This is a genomic window from Ponticaulis profundi (genome assembly GCF_042659465.1).
GTDB lineage: Bacteria > Pseudomonadota > Alphaproteobacteria > Caulobacterales > Hyphomonadaceae > Ponticaulis > Ponticaulis profundi.
This window is the reverse complement of sequence record NZ_JBHSSW010000001.1, coordinates 159,057-174,791: the sequence shown is the minus strand read 5'-3', so window position 1 is coordinate 174,791 and position 15,735 is coordinate 159,057. Positions and strand designations below refer to the sequence as shown.

Below are 15,735 nucleotides of genomic sequence, written 5' to 3'. Positions count from 1 at the left end.
GGGGGAGACGCGAGGCTGTCATCCAGACACGCCGGGTGAGCGTCAACGCACCAGCCACCAGACCGGTAAGCCGGGGCCCGCCGGGCCGTGCCTCCCCTCCATGGCCGCCGCCAGGCTCGATTGACGTGCGCTGCCGCGCCGCCTGACCACTCCCGAAAACACCTGAAACCTCATATCAAACCCACGCGCGACAGAGCCCTGCTCTGTGGCGATAAACGTGCTGGTTTTTTTTCTGTTGCCCGGCAGGGCGGCGTTAAACGCCCTGCCCGGCCCGCAGCTCTCGCTTGCGCAGGACATATCCGACTAGACCGCACGTCAGAATGCCGACATTGCCGGCGAAATCGATCAGCATCCAGTCTGTGAACATGCGGGCGGAGAACACGAAATACCAGTTGAACACAAAGAAGGGCAGCGAGCCGACCAGTCCGAAAATCAGGAAGGTGCGCGGCGAGAAAGTCGATAACGCAATCACCAGTCCGCCAAGAACGGCCTGCGCGCCGAAACAGCCCAGCAGCAGCGCGGATGTCTCTGACAGATGCTGATATTCCGGCCTCAGCGTGAGCCGCTCGACCGAATGCGGGCTGATCAGGCACCAGCCGCCCAGGCCGATGAAAATGGCTGCGAGGAGGAACTGAATATGCTGCGCTTTCATTGCGAGGGCCTTCCCGTGAACAACCTGGAGTATAGAGCGATCGGGCGGGCCTGTCTCGCTGTGCGGGCGCGCTGCGGCAATATTGGCCATGAATAGCTCTCATGACTGCAATGGGGATCGCGCCTCTGTTCTCCCGATGAGACGCAGCCTATGTCATCGCGACGCTTCGCACATGAAGCCGCAACGCCATCGCGCAACATCCTCTGCGTGACGCTTCCGACCACAGAGATTTCATGACGTCCGACTACGCATCACCCGTCAGCACACCGACGGACACAGCCGCCAATTGGGGCGCAGTCATTGCCCTTTCGCTCGGGGCATTTGCCCTGGTTGCCTCCGAATTCATGCCGGTCAGCATTCTGACGCCCATCGCGGCGGATCTGGCGATCACCGAAGGCCAGGCCGGACAGGCGCTCGCCGTTTCAGGCGCCTTTGCCGTGATCACCAGCCTGAGCCTGACCGCGCTGACGCGCAATCTGGATCGCAAGCCGGTTCTGCTGGCACTCGTCGCGCTGATGCTCGCGTCTGGCACACTGGCGGCGCTGGCACCGAATTATGCGATGTTTCTGACAGGCCGCGCGCTGATCGGCGTGGCGATTGGCGGCTTCTGGTCCATGTCTGCGGCCATCGCCATGCGGCTGGTGCCGGAAGCATTGGTGCCCCGCGCCCTGGCGATCTTCAATGGCGGCAATGCGCTGGCCACGGTGATCGCAGCGCCAATGGGAAGCCTGCTCGGCGGCCTGTTCGGCTGGCGCGCCGCCTTTCTGTGCCTGATACCGGTCGCAGCGATTGCATGTCTCTGGCTCTGGGCCAGCCTGCCGCGTATGGCTCCGATCCGGCGCGACGGGAAAGGCAGGCTGTTCAGCTTGCTGAAATCACCGGCTGTCAGCCTGGGCATGCTGGCGACGGCGCTCTTCTTTATGGGGCAGTTCGCGTTGTTCACCTATTTGCGCCCGTTTCTGGAGAACGTCACTGGCGTTGCGGTGTCTGATCTGACGGCCATGCTGCTCCTGCTCGGGGTTGCCGGTTTTGCTGGCACGGCTGTCATCGGCAAACCGCTGGAACGGGGGCTCTACCCGGTGCTGATCATCTGGCCGATCCTGCTCGGCTGTATCGGTGTCGGACTGATCTTTTTCGGCCATAGCCTGTTTGGCACAGGCGCGCTGATGATGGGCTGGGGCTTTTTCGCCACCTCCGCGCCGGTCGGATACTGGACCTGGCTGGCAAGCACTCTGCCCGATGACGCCGAAGCCGGCGGCGGTCTGATGGTGGCCATCATCCAGCTCTCCATCACGCTTGGAGCGACCCTCGGCGGCATTCTGTATGACTTTGGCGGACACGTTTTTGCCTTTGGTTCCGGAGTGCTGTTGCTGGTCTTGTCGGGCAGCGCTGCGGCACTCGCACAACGCGCTCGCTCAGCCTCCAGCCGATGATCGGCAGCCGGTGGGACGCTGTGCGGGCGCCATTTCAGCTAAAATGCAAACTCCGTTTGCTATTGGGGTCACAAAAGCGTACAATAGAGAAATCGATGTTCGGCTGACGATTTTGGCGACCCACGTTTCATTCGCGTGCTCCAGCTGAAGGCTTCTTCTTAATCTCGAATTCTACAGACCTCGCGAGCCCGGATAGCGGATGACGCTTTTGCTCGCACAAACTTTCAGGACTACCCCTACATGGCTAACGGCACCGTAAAATGGTTCAACCCAACTAAGGGTTACGGCTTCATTCAACCAGAAGACGGCGGCAATGACGTTTTCGTTCACATCAGTGCAGTTGAGCAATCTCCGCTCGGCACGATTGATGAAGGCGACCGCGTTGGATACGACATCGTAAAAGACAAGCGCTCTGGCAAATCTTCTGCCGGCAATCTGCGCCCGGCTGACGCGTAAGCGTTCTGCCTCTGGCAAGACAGGAAACGGCGGGAGCTTCTCCCGTCGTTTTTTTGTGCCCGGATTTCAGTGACACGTTTTGTGTCAGACATGCTTTCCCTGCCCCTGTCGCGGCGGCATACTTCGTCTCAGATGAAGAGCCGCAAAAGCGGTCAGAGGAGGAAACATGTCCCAGATGACGATCACGCCTTGCGAAGGTGCGGGCGCAGAAATTCACGGTGTCGACCTGACAGCATTGAGCGCAGAGGATGACCGCACCATTCGCCAGGCCTTTGCCGACTATGGTGTGCTGTTCTTTCGCGACCAGCAGATGAGCGAAATTGCGCATATCGCCTTTGCCGAGTCCTTTGGTGAAATCAATATCAATCGCTTCTTCACCGGCCATCCGGACTATCCGCAGATTGCGGTGGTCTCCAAGGATGTCGAGGACAAGGAGAATATTGGCGGCGGATGGCATACGGACCACTCCTATGATGCAGAGCCTGCGCTGGGCTCGGTCCTGGTCGCGCGCGAGCTGCCGCCAAAAGGCGGCGATACACGCTTTGCCGATATGTATCGCGCTTATGAGACCCTGCCGGACGATCTGAAAGCGGCCATTCAGGGCAAGCGCGCCATTCACTCGGCCCGGCATATTTTCGGCACGAGCGAAGACAGCATTTATAATCAGATCGAGAGCGACAACACGCGCGCGCTGGGCAACTCGCAGGCCGCAGATCTGCTCTCAGATGTGCATCATCCGATCGCCCTCACCCATCCGCTGAGCGGCAAGACCGCACTCTATGTCAATCCGGCCTTCACCATTGGTATTGAAGGCATGGCCGATGCCGAGGCCAAGGCGCTGCTGGACAAGCTCTACGCCCATGCCATTTCGGCCAGCAATGTGCACCAGTTCCGCTGGGAGCCGGGCTCCATCGCGTTCTGGGATAACCGGGCAACATGGCACTGGGCGCTGAATGACTATCATGGCCATCGCCGCGTCATGCATCGGATCACGATTGAGGGCTGTACCCTGAACTGAGCGCACAGAAACGCAGTGTAATATGCGCACAAGAATAACCGGTTCTGACTTTCCGGGCCGGTCATCTGATCTATCTTCTCTATCTCCTAGAGGAGATATGGGATGGTATTGCCGTATTCTGCTGAAATGCTGCGGAGGCTGACGGGTCTCCTAGCCTGCGATAATTCGCCCCATTCTGAAATAATAAACGCATAAACGATTTGCTGAATAAGTTTTTTTACAATTCGATGACAGAAGCGACCCTGAGCTCACAAAGCGGATAGTCCTATGCGTTTCTTTATCAAACTTCATATGCCCGAGAGCACCTGGATTGAGAAAGAGATCATCCGGGACGTCGTGCAGTGGAAAAAGGACATGCGAAGCGCTGGGCATTATGTGTTCGGAAATCCTCTGAAGCCGCCCGGCATGACCAGCAGCATCGTTCGAAACGAGGCGGGCGATCTGGAGGTTGTCGAGGCCCCTGTCGAAGAAAAATCCATCATTTTCTATGCCTTTGAAATTCTGGAATGCGAGTCGATGGAAGAAGCTGTCGAACTGGCCAAACGACATCCTGCGCTGAAGTTCGATCAGGCCAGCATGGAAGTCCGGGAGATCTGGGACAGTCTCGACCTGGACGTCCTCGGCCAAGAGCACCCGGATCATAGCTGACATTCCGCCATCCATGAGATTTATGCTGATCATTCACCACAGCGAAGCTGCCTGGGTTACGCCGTCTCTTGTCAGAGACATTGAAGACTGGGTCGACGCGCTGAAACAGGATGGCCGCTATATCACAGGCGGCGCTATGGAACCGGCAGGGCTCGCCAACACGATAACGCGAAATGAGAAAAACGAGATCGTCCGGCATGAAGGCCCGCTACATGATCATCCAATCGTCTTCGCAGCCTTTGAACTGATCTCCTGCAAATCTGCTCAGGAGGCCGAAGACATTGCCAGAACCCATCCCGCTTTCATCTATGATGACACTGTAATCGAGGTGCGCCGGATGTGGGATGAAATGCACGGCGAAATGCTCAGAAAACCAAGTTCCGATTGAACAAAGCTGTCATCTTATGGGAACCGTTCTCCAAAACCGGCGTTCTGAAGTCATCTTTCAGGTGGATGGAGAGGATGGACGCATGAAAAAGTCGATCTTTTTGCTTATGGCAATGTTGATGGGTGGCATGTCGCTGAGCGGCTGTGTCGCTGCTGCAATTGGTGGCGCTTACGTCATCGGCGAAGAACTCAATGAAGACGACGGCGATTTTGACCCGTTGGACGAGGTTGTTGACGGCTAACTGTCGGCAACAGGGACCTGCGCTCCGACAGGGAAGACCAGAAAGCACGTCAGTGATCCCAGCATTTGACGCGCTTTGAGCGCAGGCCTCCTGCCGTCCTTACGACAGGAGGCAGATGGCAAATCCTCCCCTGTTCAGGCGATTGGTGCCAATGACTGGGCGTGCATAATTCGCTTCTGACAATGAGGCGATCCCATGCATAATTTTCTAGCCAAAACATGCGCTCTGACCGGTATAATCCTGATGCTTGGATTGCCCGCGCCGGCTTTTCCGGATGCGTATAAAGATGGCATTCAATGCGTCAGCGCGATCCAGACGGTCACGAATGCCTGGCCCGCTGATAATCCCGGAAAAATCAAGGCTGATGAGACGGCAGCGCTATGGCGCGCATATAGCCAGACATTGAGCGAAGCGAGCGACGAGACGATTGCGGCAGATGTCGACACTGGCAAGGCCGATCTGACCGCGGCCATCATATCCTTCAAGGGCGACCAGGCCGCCATGACGGGCTATATGAATGCGATCATGCAGCGCTGCTCCATGGCCCCGCCCGTTGTTGAAGCGCCAAGCACCTGCATTGCCGTTGCAGGCGCCGAACAGAAGTCAGCTGATTTTGCCCTGAATTTGCACCAGTATAATCTATCCTTGCAGTCCGGCGCCGAGGCCCTCGCCACGCGCGCAGAAATGGCCAAAGATGAGAAAAAGATGGCGGACGCACAACGCATTCTGGACCGTTATGCCGGCGCGCAGGACGCGCCGACAGAGAAGCTGCTCGAGCTCATGCAAATAGAAGCTGAAGGACGTATGGCGATTTTCAATCGCTGCCTCTCCCAGATCGAAGAGTAAAACACGCATCGATCAGGACAGTGTTTCCAGGGCGAATTCGAGTGCGAATTTTGCAAACAGGCGCATGTTTTCAACCCGGTCTGTCAGCCCGGTTTCCAGCGTGCGGGAAATGTTGACGCCATCGCCGACCATCGCAACGCAGACATGACCTGCCGCGTCACCATAACCATTGCCTGATGGCCCGGCAGCGCCGGTCTCGCACAATCCCCAGACGCCGCGGGTCTTCGCCCGGATCGTGCCTGCAATCATGCGCGCATAAGGCTCGGTCGCCGAGCGCATGCCTTCAATATCTTCACGGGTGAGGCCGAGCAGTCCTTTATAGGCCTGCGGCGTATAAATGACGCCGCCGCCCCGATAAAAGGTCGATGCCCCGGCTTGCGCCAGCAGGGATGCGGATATCAGCCCGCCAGCGGAGGATTCAGAAACCGCGAGATTTTCACCGCGGGCTTTCAGCCGTTCGCCCACGGCTTCGGCAAGAGGAAGAAGTGTCTGCATGGGTCCATCATGACAAGCCCGCTCCGAAGCGCAAGAAAAAGCGTGACGCTTCGTTTGACGCCCCCTCATGATGTATCTACAAATCTCGCACGGAGGGCATATTGAATGCGATATTATGAAGACCTGGTCGTGGGTGAAGTGTCTCACTCTTCGCGCAGCTATGACGTTACCCGTGAAGAGGTGATCGAATTTGCGGGGAAATACGACCCTCAGCCATTTCACCTGGACGATGAGGCTGCCGCGAAGACGTTTTTCGGGCGTCTGTCAGCGTCTGGCTGGCATACGGCAGCCATGACCATGCGAATGATGGTCGAGACCTGGAAAGACGGGGAACCGACGGCAAGCCTTGGCTCACCCGGCGTTGATGAACTGAAATGGATCAAGCCGGTTTATCCGGGCGATACGCTTCGCGTGGTCATGACCCTGATCACCAAGCGCCGCATGAACAGCCGCCCGGAAATGGGGCTGATGAAATCCAAGCAGGAAGTCTTCAACCAGAATGATGAACTGGTCATGAGCATGGTCAGCAATGGCCTGATCAAGGTGCGCAATCCCGACGTTTTCGAAGACGAAACCGCCTAGCCCCGCACGCACCAAAGACCGGTGCACACACCGAATATCAGCTGGGTGGCCAGATCGAGCAGGCCGCCCAGCAGTAGAATTGGCAATCCAATCCAGACAAACGCCAGCCAGATGGCCGTCAGCGTCACGCGCGGTTCTGGCAAGCGATGACCAGAGATGGTCTGCACTTTTCCTTTGCTCATGATCGCCTCCTCAGACATGTTTGACTGATCTTATGGTTAACTGACCGTCGAGAAAGCATTAACCGAAACTGGCTAATGCTTCGTTTCATGAGCGAGACCTGGCATATCCGTTTTGATGATCTGAGCCGCCCGCAATGGGATGGCGCGCTCGCTGGCACGCCTGCGCCCTACCAGCAGGACTGGGCCTATGGCGTTGTGATGGCCGAAAATGGTGCCAGGCTGAAGCGCATAGCGATTTATGATCAGGATGATGTGCTGGTCGGCCTCGCACAGATGCTGCTGAGGCCATTCGCACTGATCGCGACCTTCGGATTGTGCAGTTACGGTCCGGTCTGGCTGAAAGATCTCGACGAAGCGGAGAAGACGGCAGCTCTGGTCGCGCTGCGCAAGGCAATCAAGCTTCGCTGGCCGCGCCTTGTTGCGTTCACACTGGATGAGACCTTTGCGCCGAAAGGGTTTCGGCGTGTGATGACGGGCGATGCGACCATCCGGCTGGACCTTACCCAGGATGAAGACGCATTGCGCAAAGCGCTGGATGGCAAATGGCGCAACCGGCTCGTCGCCGCTGAAAAATCCGATTTGCGCTTTACGAGCGCGGGGACCAAGCCCGGACAGTATCAATGGCTGCTGGATGAAGAGATCAAGCAACGCAAATCGAAAGGCTATCGCGGCCTGCCGGTCGGCCTGACGCATCACTGGCAGAGCGAGAAATCGCGCGCCAGGGGCGCAGACAAGCGCGGCGGCGTTTATGTCTATCGCGCTGATCTCGGCAAGGAAGCCGCCGGTGCCATGCTGTTTCTCACGCATGGCGCCATGGCGACCTATCATATCGGGTGGAGTTCCGATGACGGACGCAAGACCGGCGCACACAATCTGGTGCTCTGGAACGCCATGCTGGCCCTGAAGGAAAAAGGCATTCGCGTGCTGGATCTTGGCGGCGTGAACACGCAGTCCGGCGCAGGCATTGCCCGCTTCAAGATCGGCACGGGCGGCGCCCTGCATCAACGCAGCGGAACATTTGTATAAGGCACCAACAACGCCTAACTAAAAGCCATACTGCCCTGATCGAGATAGTTCCGTGTTTGCCTTGTTCCTTTTGCCCATCCTTATTGTTCTGTTTTTCGGCTATCAGGCCATGCGCAAAAACCGGCTGAAGAAGCAACGCGCGCGCGACTATCCGGACCGGGATGATTTCAAACCCGGCGATTTCGGCTAGCGGCCATTCACGAAGCCGTGAACAACCCTCTCCCCGCGTCATGGATTGCTGTTTCACACGCAGACGCGACACTGCTTGCGAGCATTTAACGCCAGGGAGCACGCCATGATTACCATTCACCATCTGGGCATTTCGCAGTCGGAGCGGATCATCTGGCTGTGCGAGGAATACGCCATTCCCTATGAGGTGAAGCGTTATGAACGCAATGAGCACAATCGCCTTGCGCCGGATGACTATAAAGCGCTGCATCCCATCGGCACGGCACCTGTGATCACCGATGGCGATGTCACACTCGCCGAAACCGCCGCGATCTTTGATTATCTCCTGGGAAAATACGCGCCAGGTAAGGGGCATTTGGCGCCGGACGATCCGAACTTCGCCAATTATCTGTTCTGGTATCACTACACCAATGGCAGCTTCACGCCTGCCGCGATGGTGCGGATGACGGCTGCGGCTCTGGGCGATGCTCTGCCGGAAGCGGCGCGAGAGGGCCTGAGCGGCCGATTTACGCGCGGCATGGATATGCTGGAAAAGCAGCTCGCCGACAACGACTGGCTGGCCGGTCCGGCCTTCACGCCGGCTGACATCATGATCGCATTCTGTTTCACGACCATGCAGCATTTCGTGCCGATGGATTTATCCAGCTTCCCGGCGATCACCGCTTATGTCGAACGTGTGAAAAAGCGCGAGAGTTATCAGCGCGCTATGAAAGCCGCGGAACCGGACTTTGCTTCATAAATGTCTGAAAGAAGCGACGTCGAACTGACATGAAACCCTGCTAGCGTTTTTCACTCCTAAGGCGAATCAGGCCTACGAAAACAGGAGGGAACGCTGGCATGAGAGAGTTCGACGCGGAAAGCCAGAGCCTGCTCAGGCAGATCGCGCGCAATACGGCGCGGCAGATCGCTGAGCTTGGGTCCATCGCCTATATGACCGGTCTGTTTCTGTCACTCGGGATGAATCTGGCTCTGGATGACGGTAATATTCTCTGGTGTTTCTTTTCCTGGGTGAATGTGGGTCACATCCTCACCAACCTTTTGGGTGGATGATCAGATCCCGGCACCAAAGAAGACAAAGAGCAGACCAACAACGAGCGCGGCCGCAATGGTTGAGACCGCCAGGACTGTTGGCATACCTGATTTGCGTTCGCCTTGGCGTGCTTGTTCAGTATCCAGATTTGGGTGACTCATGCTTTTTTCTCCTTCGCCAAATCAACGCAGGCGCCGGAGGAAAAGTTCCGATTTTTCAGAAATGATCAGGGGGTGTGATAGTCACGAACCTGATCAAGCTTGGTGATCAGATCGACGGCCCGAACCGGCTTGGCGATATGATCGTCGAAACCATCGGCCAGGTATTGTTCGACCTGGTGCTTCATCGCATGTGCCGTCAGAGCAATGACCGGGACCCGGCGTTTATCAGTCTCCGCCTCGATCTCACGAATGGCTTTTAGGGCGCTCACGCCGTCCATAATGGGCATCTGAATGTCCATGATGATGAGCTGAACCTTGTTCGTCTGATACATGCGGACCGCTTCTTCGCCATTCACGGCAAAGATCAGCTCCGGGTTCAGAGGCTCCAGCATAAGCTCCAGCATGCGACGGTTCTGCGGATGATCCTCGGCAACCAGAATGGTGAAGCTCTCTTCAAGGTCCGGCGCCATCACGGGCTGAGTTTTATGTTCGGTCACTGGCCGACAGGTTCGACCGTCCGCGCATTCTTCGGTCGCGACCGGAAGCACGCATGAAAAGCGGAAGGTTGATCCCTTGCCGAGCTCGCTCTGAACCGAAAGCTTGCCGCCCATTTGCTGCGCGAACTGATTGGCGATGGAGAGCCCGAGCCCCGTGCCGCCATGAATGCGGCTGAGTTCGACATCGCCCTGCATGAAGGGCAGAAAAATCCTGGTTTGCTCATACTCGCTGATGCCGGGGCCCGTATCGATGACATCAAAGGCCGTGTGAACGGTCTGCGCGTCTTCATCAAGCTGCGTGGAAACGCGCAGCGTGATCGTACCCGTTTCCGTGAACTTGATGGCGTTCGACACAAGATTGCTGACAATCTGGCGAATGCGGATCTCGTCACCCATGAGACACAGCGCCTGCGCCGCATCGACGTCCCTGACGAACAGTAACTGCTTCTCCAGCGCGCGCACTTCTGCGGTCGCGCTGATCGTATTGATCAGGTCTTCCAGATTGAACGCCTTGATTTCCAGATTGATCTGGCCCGCTTCGATCTTGGAGAGATCAAGCACGTCATCAATGACCCGGATCAGCGTATCGCCGGAGGCCTGAATGATATCGACCATTTCTTTCTGGCGTGGTGACAGCACGGTCTCATCGAGCAGTGCAGCCATGCCCAGAACACCGTTCATGGGGGTGCGGATTTCATGGCTCATATTGGCCAGAAACGCACTTTTCGACTTGTTGGCAGACGCCGCTTCAATGATCGCCCGGCGCAGCTCAGCCTGCTTGCGGATGAACTTGTTGGTCGTCGTGACCGCATAATAAAAAAGGGTCGCAAAACAGGTTGCGACCACAATCTTGTAGGTAACGTCTGCCTCGCCGAAGACCACCATGGTCGGCAGGACCAAAAGGCCTGTCGCCAGCGGCAGCATGGAGCAAAAAGCCCCCTTCCACCAATCGGAATAATTGAACGCGACATGGAGTGTCCCGCCAATAATGATCGCGATGGCAAAGAGGTTTTCAGCCGTATTCCAGGACGTCCAGAGATAGATGGCAAGGCCAGACCACATCGAACCGCCGCAGACCCAGTTGAGCAGATGGGCATACAGAATACGGGGACGAAAGGCCGGGTTTTTCAGGAGTGCGCGATTGAGATTGACCTCAATGATTTCGTTCACGCTGATCAGGGTCATCCAGATAATCGCTTCGGGAATGCGTCCCAGAAGCGCGAGCAGGATGGCTGCGATGACGGCCGGGGCAAAGCGTCGCCAAAGGTCTGCCTGCAGGACAGCGACCATAACGCGCGCATCTCTGTCGTCATCAAGACCGATTTTCAGAAAGTCAAATCGGTGCCAGCCCCGCCCCGACATGACTACTTACCCCAAACCAATATGCACACCCTCCCAAGGCGTCGTTCGACACTTGTACGGGTTTACTTTACGCGTTCAAGTAAATTTTAAAAATTCACGCAATCTGAAAGCGCGCACCGCAAAGCCCCACCGCGCAGTACTCATTCAAATACCCACTCAGGAGTACACACGCGTAAACTGTGCCGAATTGGCACTTTTCCTTGCGTAGGGTCAAGCCTTTATTGAACAGCGCCCTTGAAGACACCCTGCTCTTTCAATTTGTCTTCAAGTTCTTTCGGCATGTAGGATTCATCATGCTTGGCGAGCAGTTCATCGGCGCGGAAAGACCAGGCTTCGGTAAACTGACCGTTTGCAACCACGCCCTGCCCTTCCCGGAAAAGATCCGGCACGAAGCCGTTATAGCTGACGATAATCTCACCCGAGCCGTCTTCGACAACGAAGCGGATGTCACCACTGTCGAGCTGTTCAAGCGTGCCTTCCTTGACCAGTCCACCGATGCGGGCGCGTTCACCAATCTGGCCACCGCCTTGGGCCACCAGATCAGCAGGCGTATAGAAAAGTGCCACCTGATTGCGCAGCGCAAACAGGGTCAGACTGACCGCGCTGATCAGAATCGCTCCGGATACAATGACAAGCCAAAGTCGGCGGGTGCGGGCACGCATACGTCTACTCCATAAATCGTCGGCTCTATCTGGATCAGGCCGCCGGGAGCTTCAATGTGGCACGAAGTCCCCCCCAGGGACTTTCACTGAGCTCGAAGCGCCCTGAATACATTTCAGCCAGGTCTTTGACAATGGAAAGCCCCAGTCCGGTGCCGGGCGCGGTTTCATCGAGACGCACACCGCGTTCGACAGCCTGTTTGCGTTCGTCTTCCGTCAGTCCCGGACCGTCATCATCCACATGAATGAGCAGCAGGCCGTCTTCGTCATCCCTCATGGCGGAAACGCGCACTTTGGTTTTGGCCCATTTGCAGGCGTTCTCCAGGAGATTCCCCAGCATCTCTTCCAAATCCTGACGTTCGCCTCTGAAACTCAGTTCGTCCACCCGGCCCGGCGCGACGCTCAGCCCCTTTTCCGTGAACAAGCGCTGCAACAACCGCGTCAGATCGTCGATTGGGCCAGCAATCGGCGTTCGCGCCCCAAGCGTTTGCGCGCGGGCAGCGGCTTGTGCGCGCTTGAGATAATGATTGACGTTGGAGGACATGTTTTCGGTCTGACGGCGGACCAGAACAGCGAGCGGATCATCGCCCCGCGCTTCATTCATCAGCACAGCAATCGGTGTTTTCAGCGCATGCGCCAGATTGCCGACATGGGTCCGCGCCCGCTCCACAACCTTGCGATTGTGTTCGATCAGCTTGTTGAGCTCGACAGCAAGCGGCGCGATCTCCTGCGGATAATCTTCGCTCAGCTTCTCGCGAGACCCTGCGCGGATTTCCGAAAGATGCTTCTCAATCCGTCCAAGCGGCTTCAGGCCAATACGCACCTGAATGAGCATTGCGATGATCAGGCCGACGGCCAGAACAATCATGGCGAGCGTCAGCGTGATCAGGAATTGCTGTGTGATCCGGTCGGTTGGGCTGCGATCAGCCGCCGCAATCAGCAGAACGGGAATATCCTGCCCCAGCAGCACGGATTTTGCCGCGTAATGCAGGCGTTCGCGGTCCGGGCCCAACGTATCGCCATAATAAATCTGGCCGGGATTTTCGCTCGCTTCCGTCAGCTGCAGGTTTGACCAGGGCACGCTCCAGTCCCAGACAGAGTTGGAGTTCTGATAGCTGGCCACCTGTCCGTTCTCATTGAGACGCGCAACCAGCCAGTACCGGCCAGAAAGTGGCCGTGTGAAACGCTCATCCGTCGGCGCGAAATTGCGAAAGAGCGTGACCTCGCCGCTTTCCGACACATCTGCCGCACGCGTCAGCGTCGTCAGGGTGGCATCAAGCTCGGCCTGTAACAGCCGGACCGTCTGAGACTGATTGAGAACGGTCAGAATGGAGCCCGTCACGATCAGCATGATCAGGCTCCAGACAGCGGCGCCAACGAACAGGCGCCGGGCAAGCGACCAGTTACGCCCCATCAGGCGTTATCGGCGCTGGCGTCTTCTGATGTCGGGTCGATCAGGCGATAACCGAGGCCGCGCTCCGTCTGGATATAGTCAGACCCGATCTTCTTGCGCAGACGACCGATAAAGACCTCAATCGTGTTGGAGTCGCGGTCAAAGTCCTGATCGTAAATGTGTTCAACCAGTTCGGTACGCGGCACGACGCGGCCCTGATGGTGCATCATATAGCTCAGGACGCGGTATTCATGCGCCGTCAGCTTGATCGGCTGACCTTTGATCGTCGCGCGGGCTGCGCGCGTATCGACCCGAAGGTCCCCCAGTTCCAGATGCGCACTTGCATGACCGGATGCCCGGCGCAGCAGAGCCCGCAGACGTGCCAGCAGTTCTTCGGTGTAGAATGGCTTGGTCAGATAATCATCTGCGCCGGCATCAAAGCCCGCCACTTTTTCTGACCAGCGATCACGGGCTGTCAGGATGAGGACCGGAAACAGTTTGCCATCTTCGCGCCAGCGCTCGAGAACGGAAACGCCATCGAGAATCGGCAGACCAAGATCCAGGATCACCGCATCATAAGGCTCGGTATCACCCAGGAAATGCCCCTCTTCACCATCGGCAGCCTGATCGACTGCATATCCTGATTGGGTCAGCGCATCCGTCAGCTGTCGGCGCAGATCCGGGTCATCTTCAACGACTAGAATTCTCATAGGACTCCCCTCTCTCGACTATCCAGCCCCGCGTTCGCTCATCACCCGGCCCGTGCGCGCATCGACCTCAAGGTCCAGAACGCGACCGCCGCCGGTTTCCCAACGAATCTGATAGGTATCACCGTTTCGCAATTGCGCGTCCAGCGCCTTGCCACCATAACGCTTGCGAAGGCCGGAATAGATGTCGGACAGGCTTTTGATATCGCCTTTCTTGACGGCATCACGCGCCTGAGACGGCGACCAGTTGTTCTGGCTCCACTGAGCCTGAGCAACAGGGACGGTCAGGCCGCCAAGAAGAAGTGCAATTACGACAGATTTCATAGTCACAGGCTCTACGCTTGAATCCCTGAACGGTGTCTGAACAAACCGTTTGGGTTGCATTGGCCACCTTTGCGTCTTGCCGCTTTCCAGGTCCAGCCCCGCACTGGAACTTTTCACATCTCCTGGAATTAAGCCCCGTATGAGCAAACCGCAGGCAAAGGCAGAATCATCTGCCAAACTCGAACGCTCGATGGGACTAACCGGGCTCATCTTCTATGGTTCAGGGACCATTCTGGGTGCCGGCATCTTCGTGGTCATTGGTGAGGTCGTTGGTGAGGCAGGTGCCTTGTCGCCCCTCGCTTATTTGCTCGCAGGACTGGTCGCTGTCACGACGGCGCTGTCCTTTTCAGAAATCGGTGCGCGCGTACCGACAGCCGCCGGTCCAATCGACTATCTGCAGCAAGCCTTTCACAGCAGACACCTTGGCACGATCACAGGATGGGCGCTCATCCTTGCCAATATCGTTAGTGGAGCGACCATCACAACTGGCTTCGTCAGTTACCTATCGACGATTTTCGCCATGCCCGACTGGGTCGCGACGCTGGGGCTGATTGTGCTGCTTGGTATCATCTCTATCGCTGGCATGAGGGCCAGCGCCGTCTTCATGACGATCACCACGGTCGTCGGCATTCTCACACTGCTCTTCGTTCTGTTTGTGACGCGTGAATCCCTCGCCGCAGCGCCAGAACGCTTGATGGCTGACCTCAATGCGTTCGATCGCACGGCAATGAGCGGTCTTTTCGCCGGAGCATTTCTCGCCATCTATTCCTTCATCGGCTTCGGAGATATGGCGCAAACCGCGGAAGAGGTAAAAGACGTCAAGAAGAACCTGCCTCGCGCGATTATCATTGCCATCTTCATCGTCTTCTTTTTCTACCTTGCGGTCTCGGCAGCCCTGATCGGGCGCGAAGACACCGCCGCCATCACAGACGCTGAAGCCCCCCTGGTCCAGGCCGTCGTTCGTGAAGGCTGGCCGGGCCTACCGGTCGCGCTTGCCAGCCTGTTCGTGATTGTGAATGGCGCCCTGACCCAGATCATCGCCGCGGCGCGACTGCTAATGGATCTCGGTCGGGACAATCGCATGGCGCCGAGCATTCTGGGCAAGGTCAATCGCAAAACCAACACGCCTGTTGTCGCGACCTCGCTGACACTCGCGGTCGTGCTCGTTCTGGCGCTGTTCATTCCGCTGAAGGAACTTGCGAGCGTGACCAGCCTGACCATTCTGATCATTTTCACGGCCGTGAATGCTGCATTGTGGCGGATGAAACAGGAAAGTCAGCCAGACTCTGTGCCGAATATCTGGCGCATCATCCCGGCCCTTGGTGTCCTGTTCTGTCTGACGGCCATTCTTGGTCAGGTCTGGATCTGGGTCGTCGGTTAAGGTCGGCGCGCGTGATTTGAAACCGTGGCACAAAGCAAGAAAGGGCACCATCGGGCGCCCTTTTC

Annotated in this window: 22 protein-coding genes; 13 read left to right on the top strand and 9 right to left on the bottom strand. The window is 57.2% G+C overall.

What is annotated here, in order from left to right; translation table 11 throughout:
- Positions 1-253: 253 nt before the first annotated feature.
- The gene (locus ACFQDM_RS00900) at positions 254-742 is read right to left on the bottom strand and encodes a hypothetical protein (RefSeq protein ID WP_377374239.1); all 489 of its coding nucleotides are present in this window, start codon (positions 740-742) and stop codon (positions 254-256) included.
- Positions 743-885: 143 nt separating this feature from the next.
- On the opposite strand from ACFQDM_RS00900, the gene ACFQDM_RS00895 reads away from it, so the two are divergent.
- The 7 genes from ACFQDM_RS00895 (at position 886) to ACFQDM_RS00865 (ending at position 5,682) form a co-directional block, all read left to right on the top strand.
- Positions 886-2,085, top strand: coding sequence for an MFS transporter (locus ACFQDM_RS00895; protein ID WP_377374236.1), 1,200 nt, complete (start codon positions 886-888; stop codon positions 2,083-2,085).
- 240 nt (positions 2,086-2,325) lie between these two features.
- The gene (locus tag ACFQDM_RS00890; RefSeq protein ID WP_377374233.1) at positions 2,326-2,541 is read left to right on the top strand and encodes a cold-shock protein; all 216 of its coding nucleotides are present in this window, start codon (positions 2,326-2,328) and stop codon (positions 2,539-2,541) included.
- A gap of 166 nt (positions 2,542-2,707) precedes the next feature.
- Positions 2,708-3,559: a TauD/TfdA dioxygenase family protein gene (locus ACFQDM_RS00885; RefSeq protein ID WP_377374230.1), complete on the top strand. Its 852-nt coding sequence runs from the start codon at positions 2,708-2,710 to the stop codon at positions 3,557-3,559.
- A 267-nt stretch (positions 3,560-3,826) separates the two neighbouring features.
- Positions 3,827-4,207, top strand: a complete 381-nt coding sequence (locus ACFQDM_RS00880; protein ID WP_377374228.1) for a YciI family protein — start codon at positions 3,827-3,829, stop codon at positions 4,205-4,207.
- A 13-nt stretch (positions 4,208-4,220) separates the two neighbouring features.
- Complete coding sequence (locus ACFQDM_RS00875; RefSeq protein ID WP_377374225.1) at positions 4,221-4,595, top strand: YciI family protein; 375 nt, start codon at positions 4,221-4,223, stop codon at positions 4,593-4,595.
- 82 nt (positions 4,596-4,677) lie between these two features.
- Positions 4,678-4,836, top strand: coding sequence for a hypothetical protein (locus ACFQDM_RS00870; protein ID WP_377374222.1), 159 nt, complete (start codon positions 4,678-4,680; stop codon positions 4,834-4,836).
- A gap of 195 nt (positions 4,837-5,031) precedes the next feature.
- The gene (locus ACFQDM_RS00865) at positions 5,032-5,682 is read left to right on the top strand and encodes a hypothetical protein (RefSeq protein ID WP_377374220.1); all 651 of its coding nucleotides are present in this window, start codon (positions 5,032-5,034) and stop codon (positions 5,680-5,682) included.
- A gap of 12 nt (positions 5,683-5,694) precedes the next feature.
- Here the strand turns inward: ACFQDM_RS00865 and ACFQDM_RS00860 are convergent, their stop codons facing one another.
- On the bottom strand, positions 5,695-6,177 hold the full coding sequence (locus tag ACFQDM_RS00860) for a CinA family protein (RefSeq protein WP_377374217.1): 483 nt from the start codon (positions 6,175-6,177) through the stop codon (positions 5,695-5,697).
- Positions 6,178-6,282: 105 nt separating this feature from the next.
- Here ACFQDM_RS00860 and ACFQDM_RS00855 point away from each other — a divergent pair, with 105 nt between their 5' ends.
- The gene (locus ACFQDM_RS00855; protein WP_377374214.1) at positions 6,283-6,759 is read left to right on the top strand and encodes a MaoC family dehydratase; all 477 of its coding nucleotides are present in this window, start codon (positions 6,283-6,285) and stop codon (positions 6,757-6,759) included.
- On the opposite strand, the gene ACFQDM_RS00850 is transcribed toward ACFQDM_RS00855, so the two are convergent.
- The gene (locus ACFQDM_RS00850; protein WP_377374211.1) at positions 6,756-6,941 is read right to left on the bottom strand and encodes a hypothetical protein; all 186 of its coding nucleotides are present in this window, start codon (positions 6,939-6,941) and stop codon (positions 6,756-6,758) included. The genes ACFQDM_RS00855 and ACFQDM_RS00850 overlap by 4 nt on opposite strands.
- 87 nt (positions 6,942-7,028) lie before the next feature.
- On the opposite strand from ACFQDM_RS00850, the gene ACFQDM_RS00845 reads away from it, so the two are divergent.
- The 4 genes from ACFQDM_RS00845 (at position 7,029) to ACFQDM_RS00830 (ending at position 9,206) form a co-directional block, all read left to right on the top strand.
- The gene (locus ACFQDM_RS00845; protein ID WP_377374209.1) at positions 7,029-7,967 is read left to right on the top strand and encodes a lipid II:glycine glycyltransferase FemX; all 939 of its coding nucleotides are present in this window, start codon (positions 7,029-7,031) and stop codon (positions 7,965-7,967) included.
- Positions 7,968-8,019: 52 nt separating this feature from the next.
- Positions 8,020-8,157, top strand: a complete 138-nt coding sequence (locus tag ACFQDM_RS00840; protein ID WP_377374208.1) for a hypothetical protein — start codon at positions 8,020-8,022, stop codon at positions 8,155-8,157.
- A gap of 105 nt (positions 8,158-8,262) precedes the next feature.
- Positions 8,263-8,895 (top strand): glutathione S-transferase family protein, encoded by a 633-nt coding sequence (locus ACFQDM_RS00835; RefSeq protein ID WP_377374206.1) that lies wholly within the window; start codon positions 8,263-8,265, stop codon positions 8,893-8,895.
- A 98-nt stretch (positions 8,896-8,993) separates the two neighbouring features.
- Positions 8,994-9,206, top strand: coding sequence for a hypothetical protein (locus ACFQDM_RS00830; protein ID WP_377374203.1), 213 nt, complete (start codon positions 8,994-8,996; stop codon positions 9,204-9,206).
- On the opposite strand, the gene ACFQDM_RS00825 is transcribed toward ACFQDM_RS00830, so the two are convergent.
- From ACFQDM_RS00825 to ACFQDM_RS00800, 6 genes are all read right to left on the bottom strand, one after another.
- Complete coding sequence (locus ACFQDM_RS00825; RefSeq protein ID WP_377374200.1) at positions 9,207-9,347, bottom strand: hypothetical protein; 141 nt, start codon at positions 9,345-9,347, stop codon at positions 9,207-9,209.
- Positions 9,348-9,412: 65 nt separating this feature from the next.
- Entirely contained in the window at positions 9,413-11,206 is a 1,794-nt protein-coding gene (locus ACFQDM_RS00820; protein ID WP_377374198.1) for an ATP-binding protein, read from the bottom strand.
- A 218-nt stretch (positions 11,207-11,424) separates the two neighbouring features.
- The gene (gene ccmE, locus ACFQDM_RS00815) at positions 11,425-11,868 is read right to left on the bottom strand and encodes a cytochrome c maturation protein CcmE (RefSeq protein ID WP_377374195.1); all 444 of its coding nucleotides are present in this window, start codon (positions 11,866-11,868) and stop codon (positions 11,425-11,427) included.
- A gap of 34 nt (positions 11,869-11,902) precedes the next feature.
- Positions 11,903-13,279: an ATP-binding protein gene (locus ACFQDM_RS00810; protein ID WP_377374192.1), complete on the bottom strand. Its 1,377-nt coding sequence runs from the start codon at positions 13,277-13,279 to the stop codon at positions 11,903-11,905.
- Positions 13,279-13,968, bottom strand: coding sequence for a response regulator transcription factor (locus ACFQDM_RS00805; protein ID WP_377374190.1), 690 nt, complete (start codon positions 13,966-13,968; stop codon positions 13,279-13,281). Before ACFQDM_RS00805 ends, ACFQDM_RS00810 begins: the two co-directional genes overlap by 1 nt.
- Before the next feature lie 18 nt (positions 13,969-13,986).
- A complete protein-coding gene (locus tag ACFQDM_RS00800; protein ID WP_377374188.1) occupies positions 13,987-14,289 on the bottom strand; it encodes a PepSY domain-containing protein in 303 nt (100 codons plus the stop codon).
- 139 nt (positions 14,290-14,428) lie between these two features.
- On the opposite strand from ACFQDM_RS00800, the gene ACFQDM_RS00795 reads away from it, so the two are divergent.
- Positions 14,429-15,670: an APC family permease gene (locus tag ACFQDM_RS00795; protein ID WP_377374185.1), complete on the top strand. Its 1,242-nt coding sequence runs from the start codon at positions 14,429-14,431 to the stop codon at positions 15,668-15,670.
- Positions 15,671-15,735 lie beyond the last annotated feature (65 nt).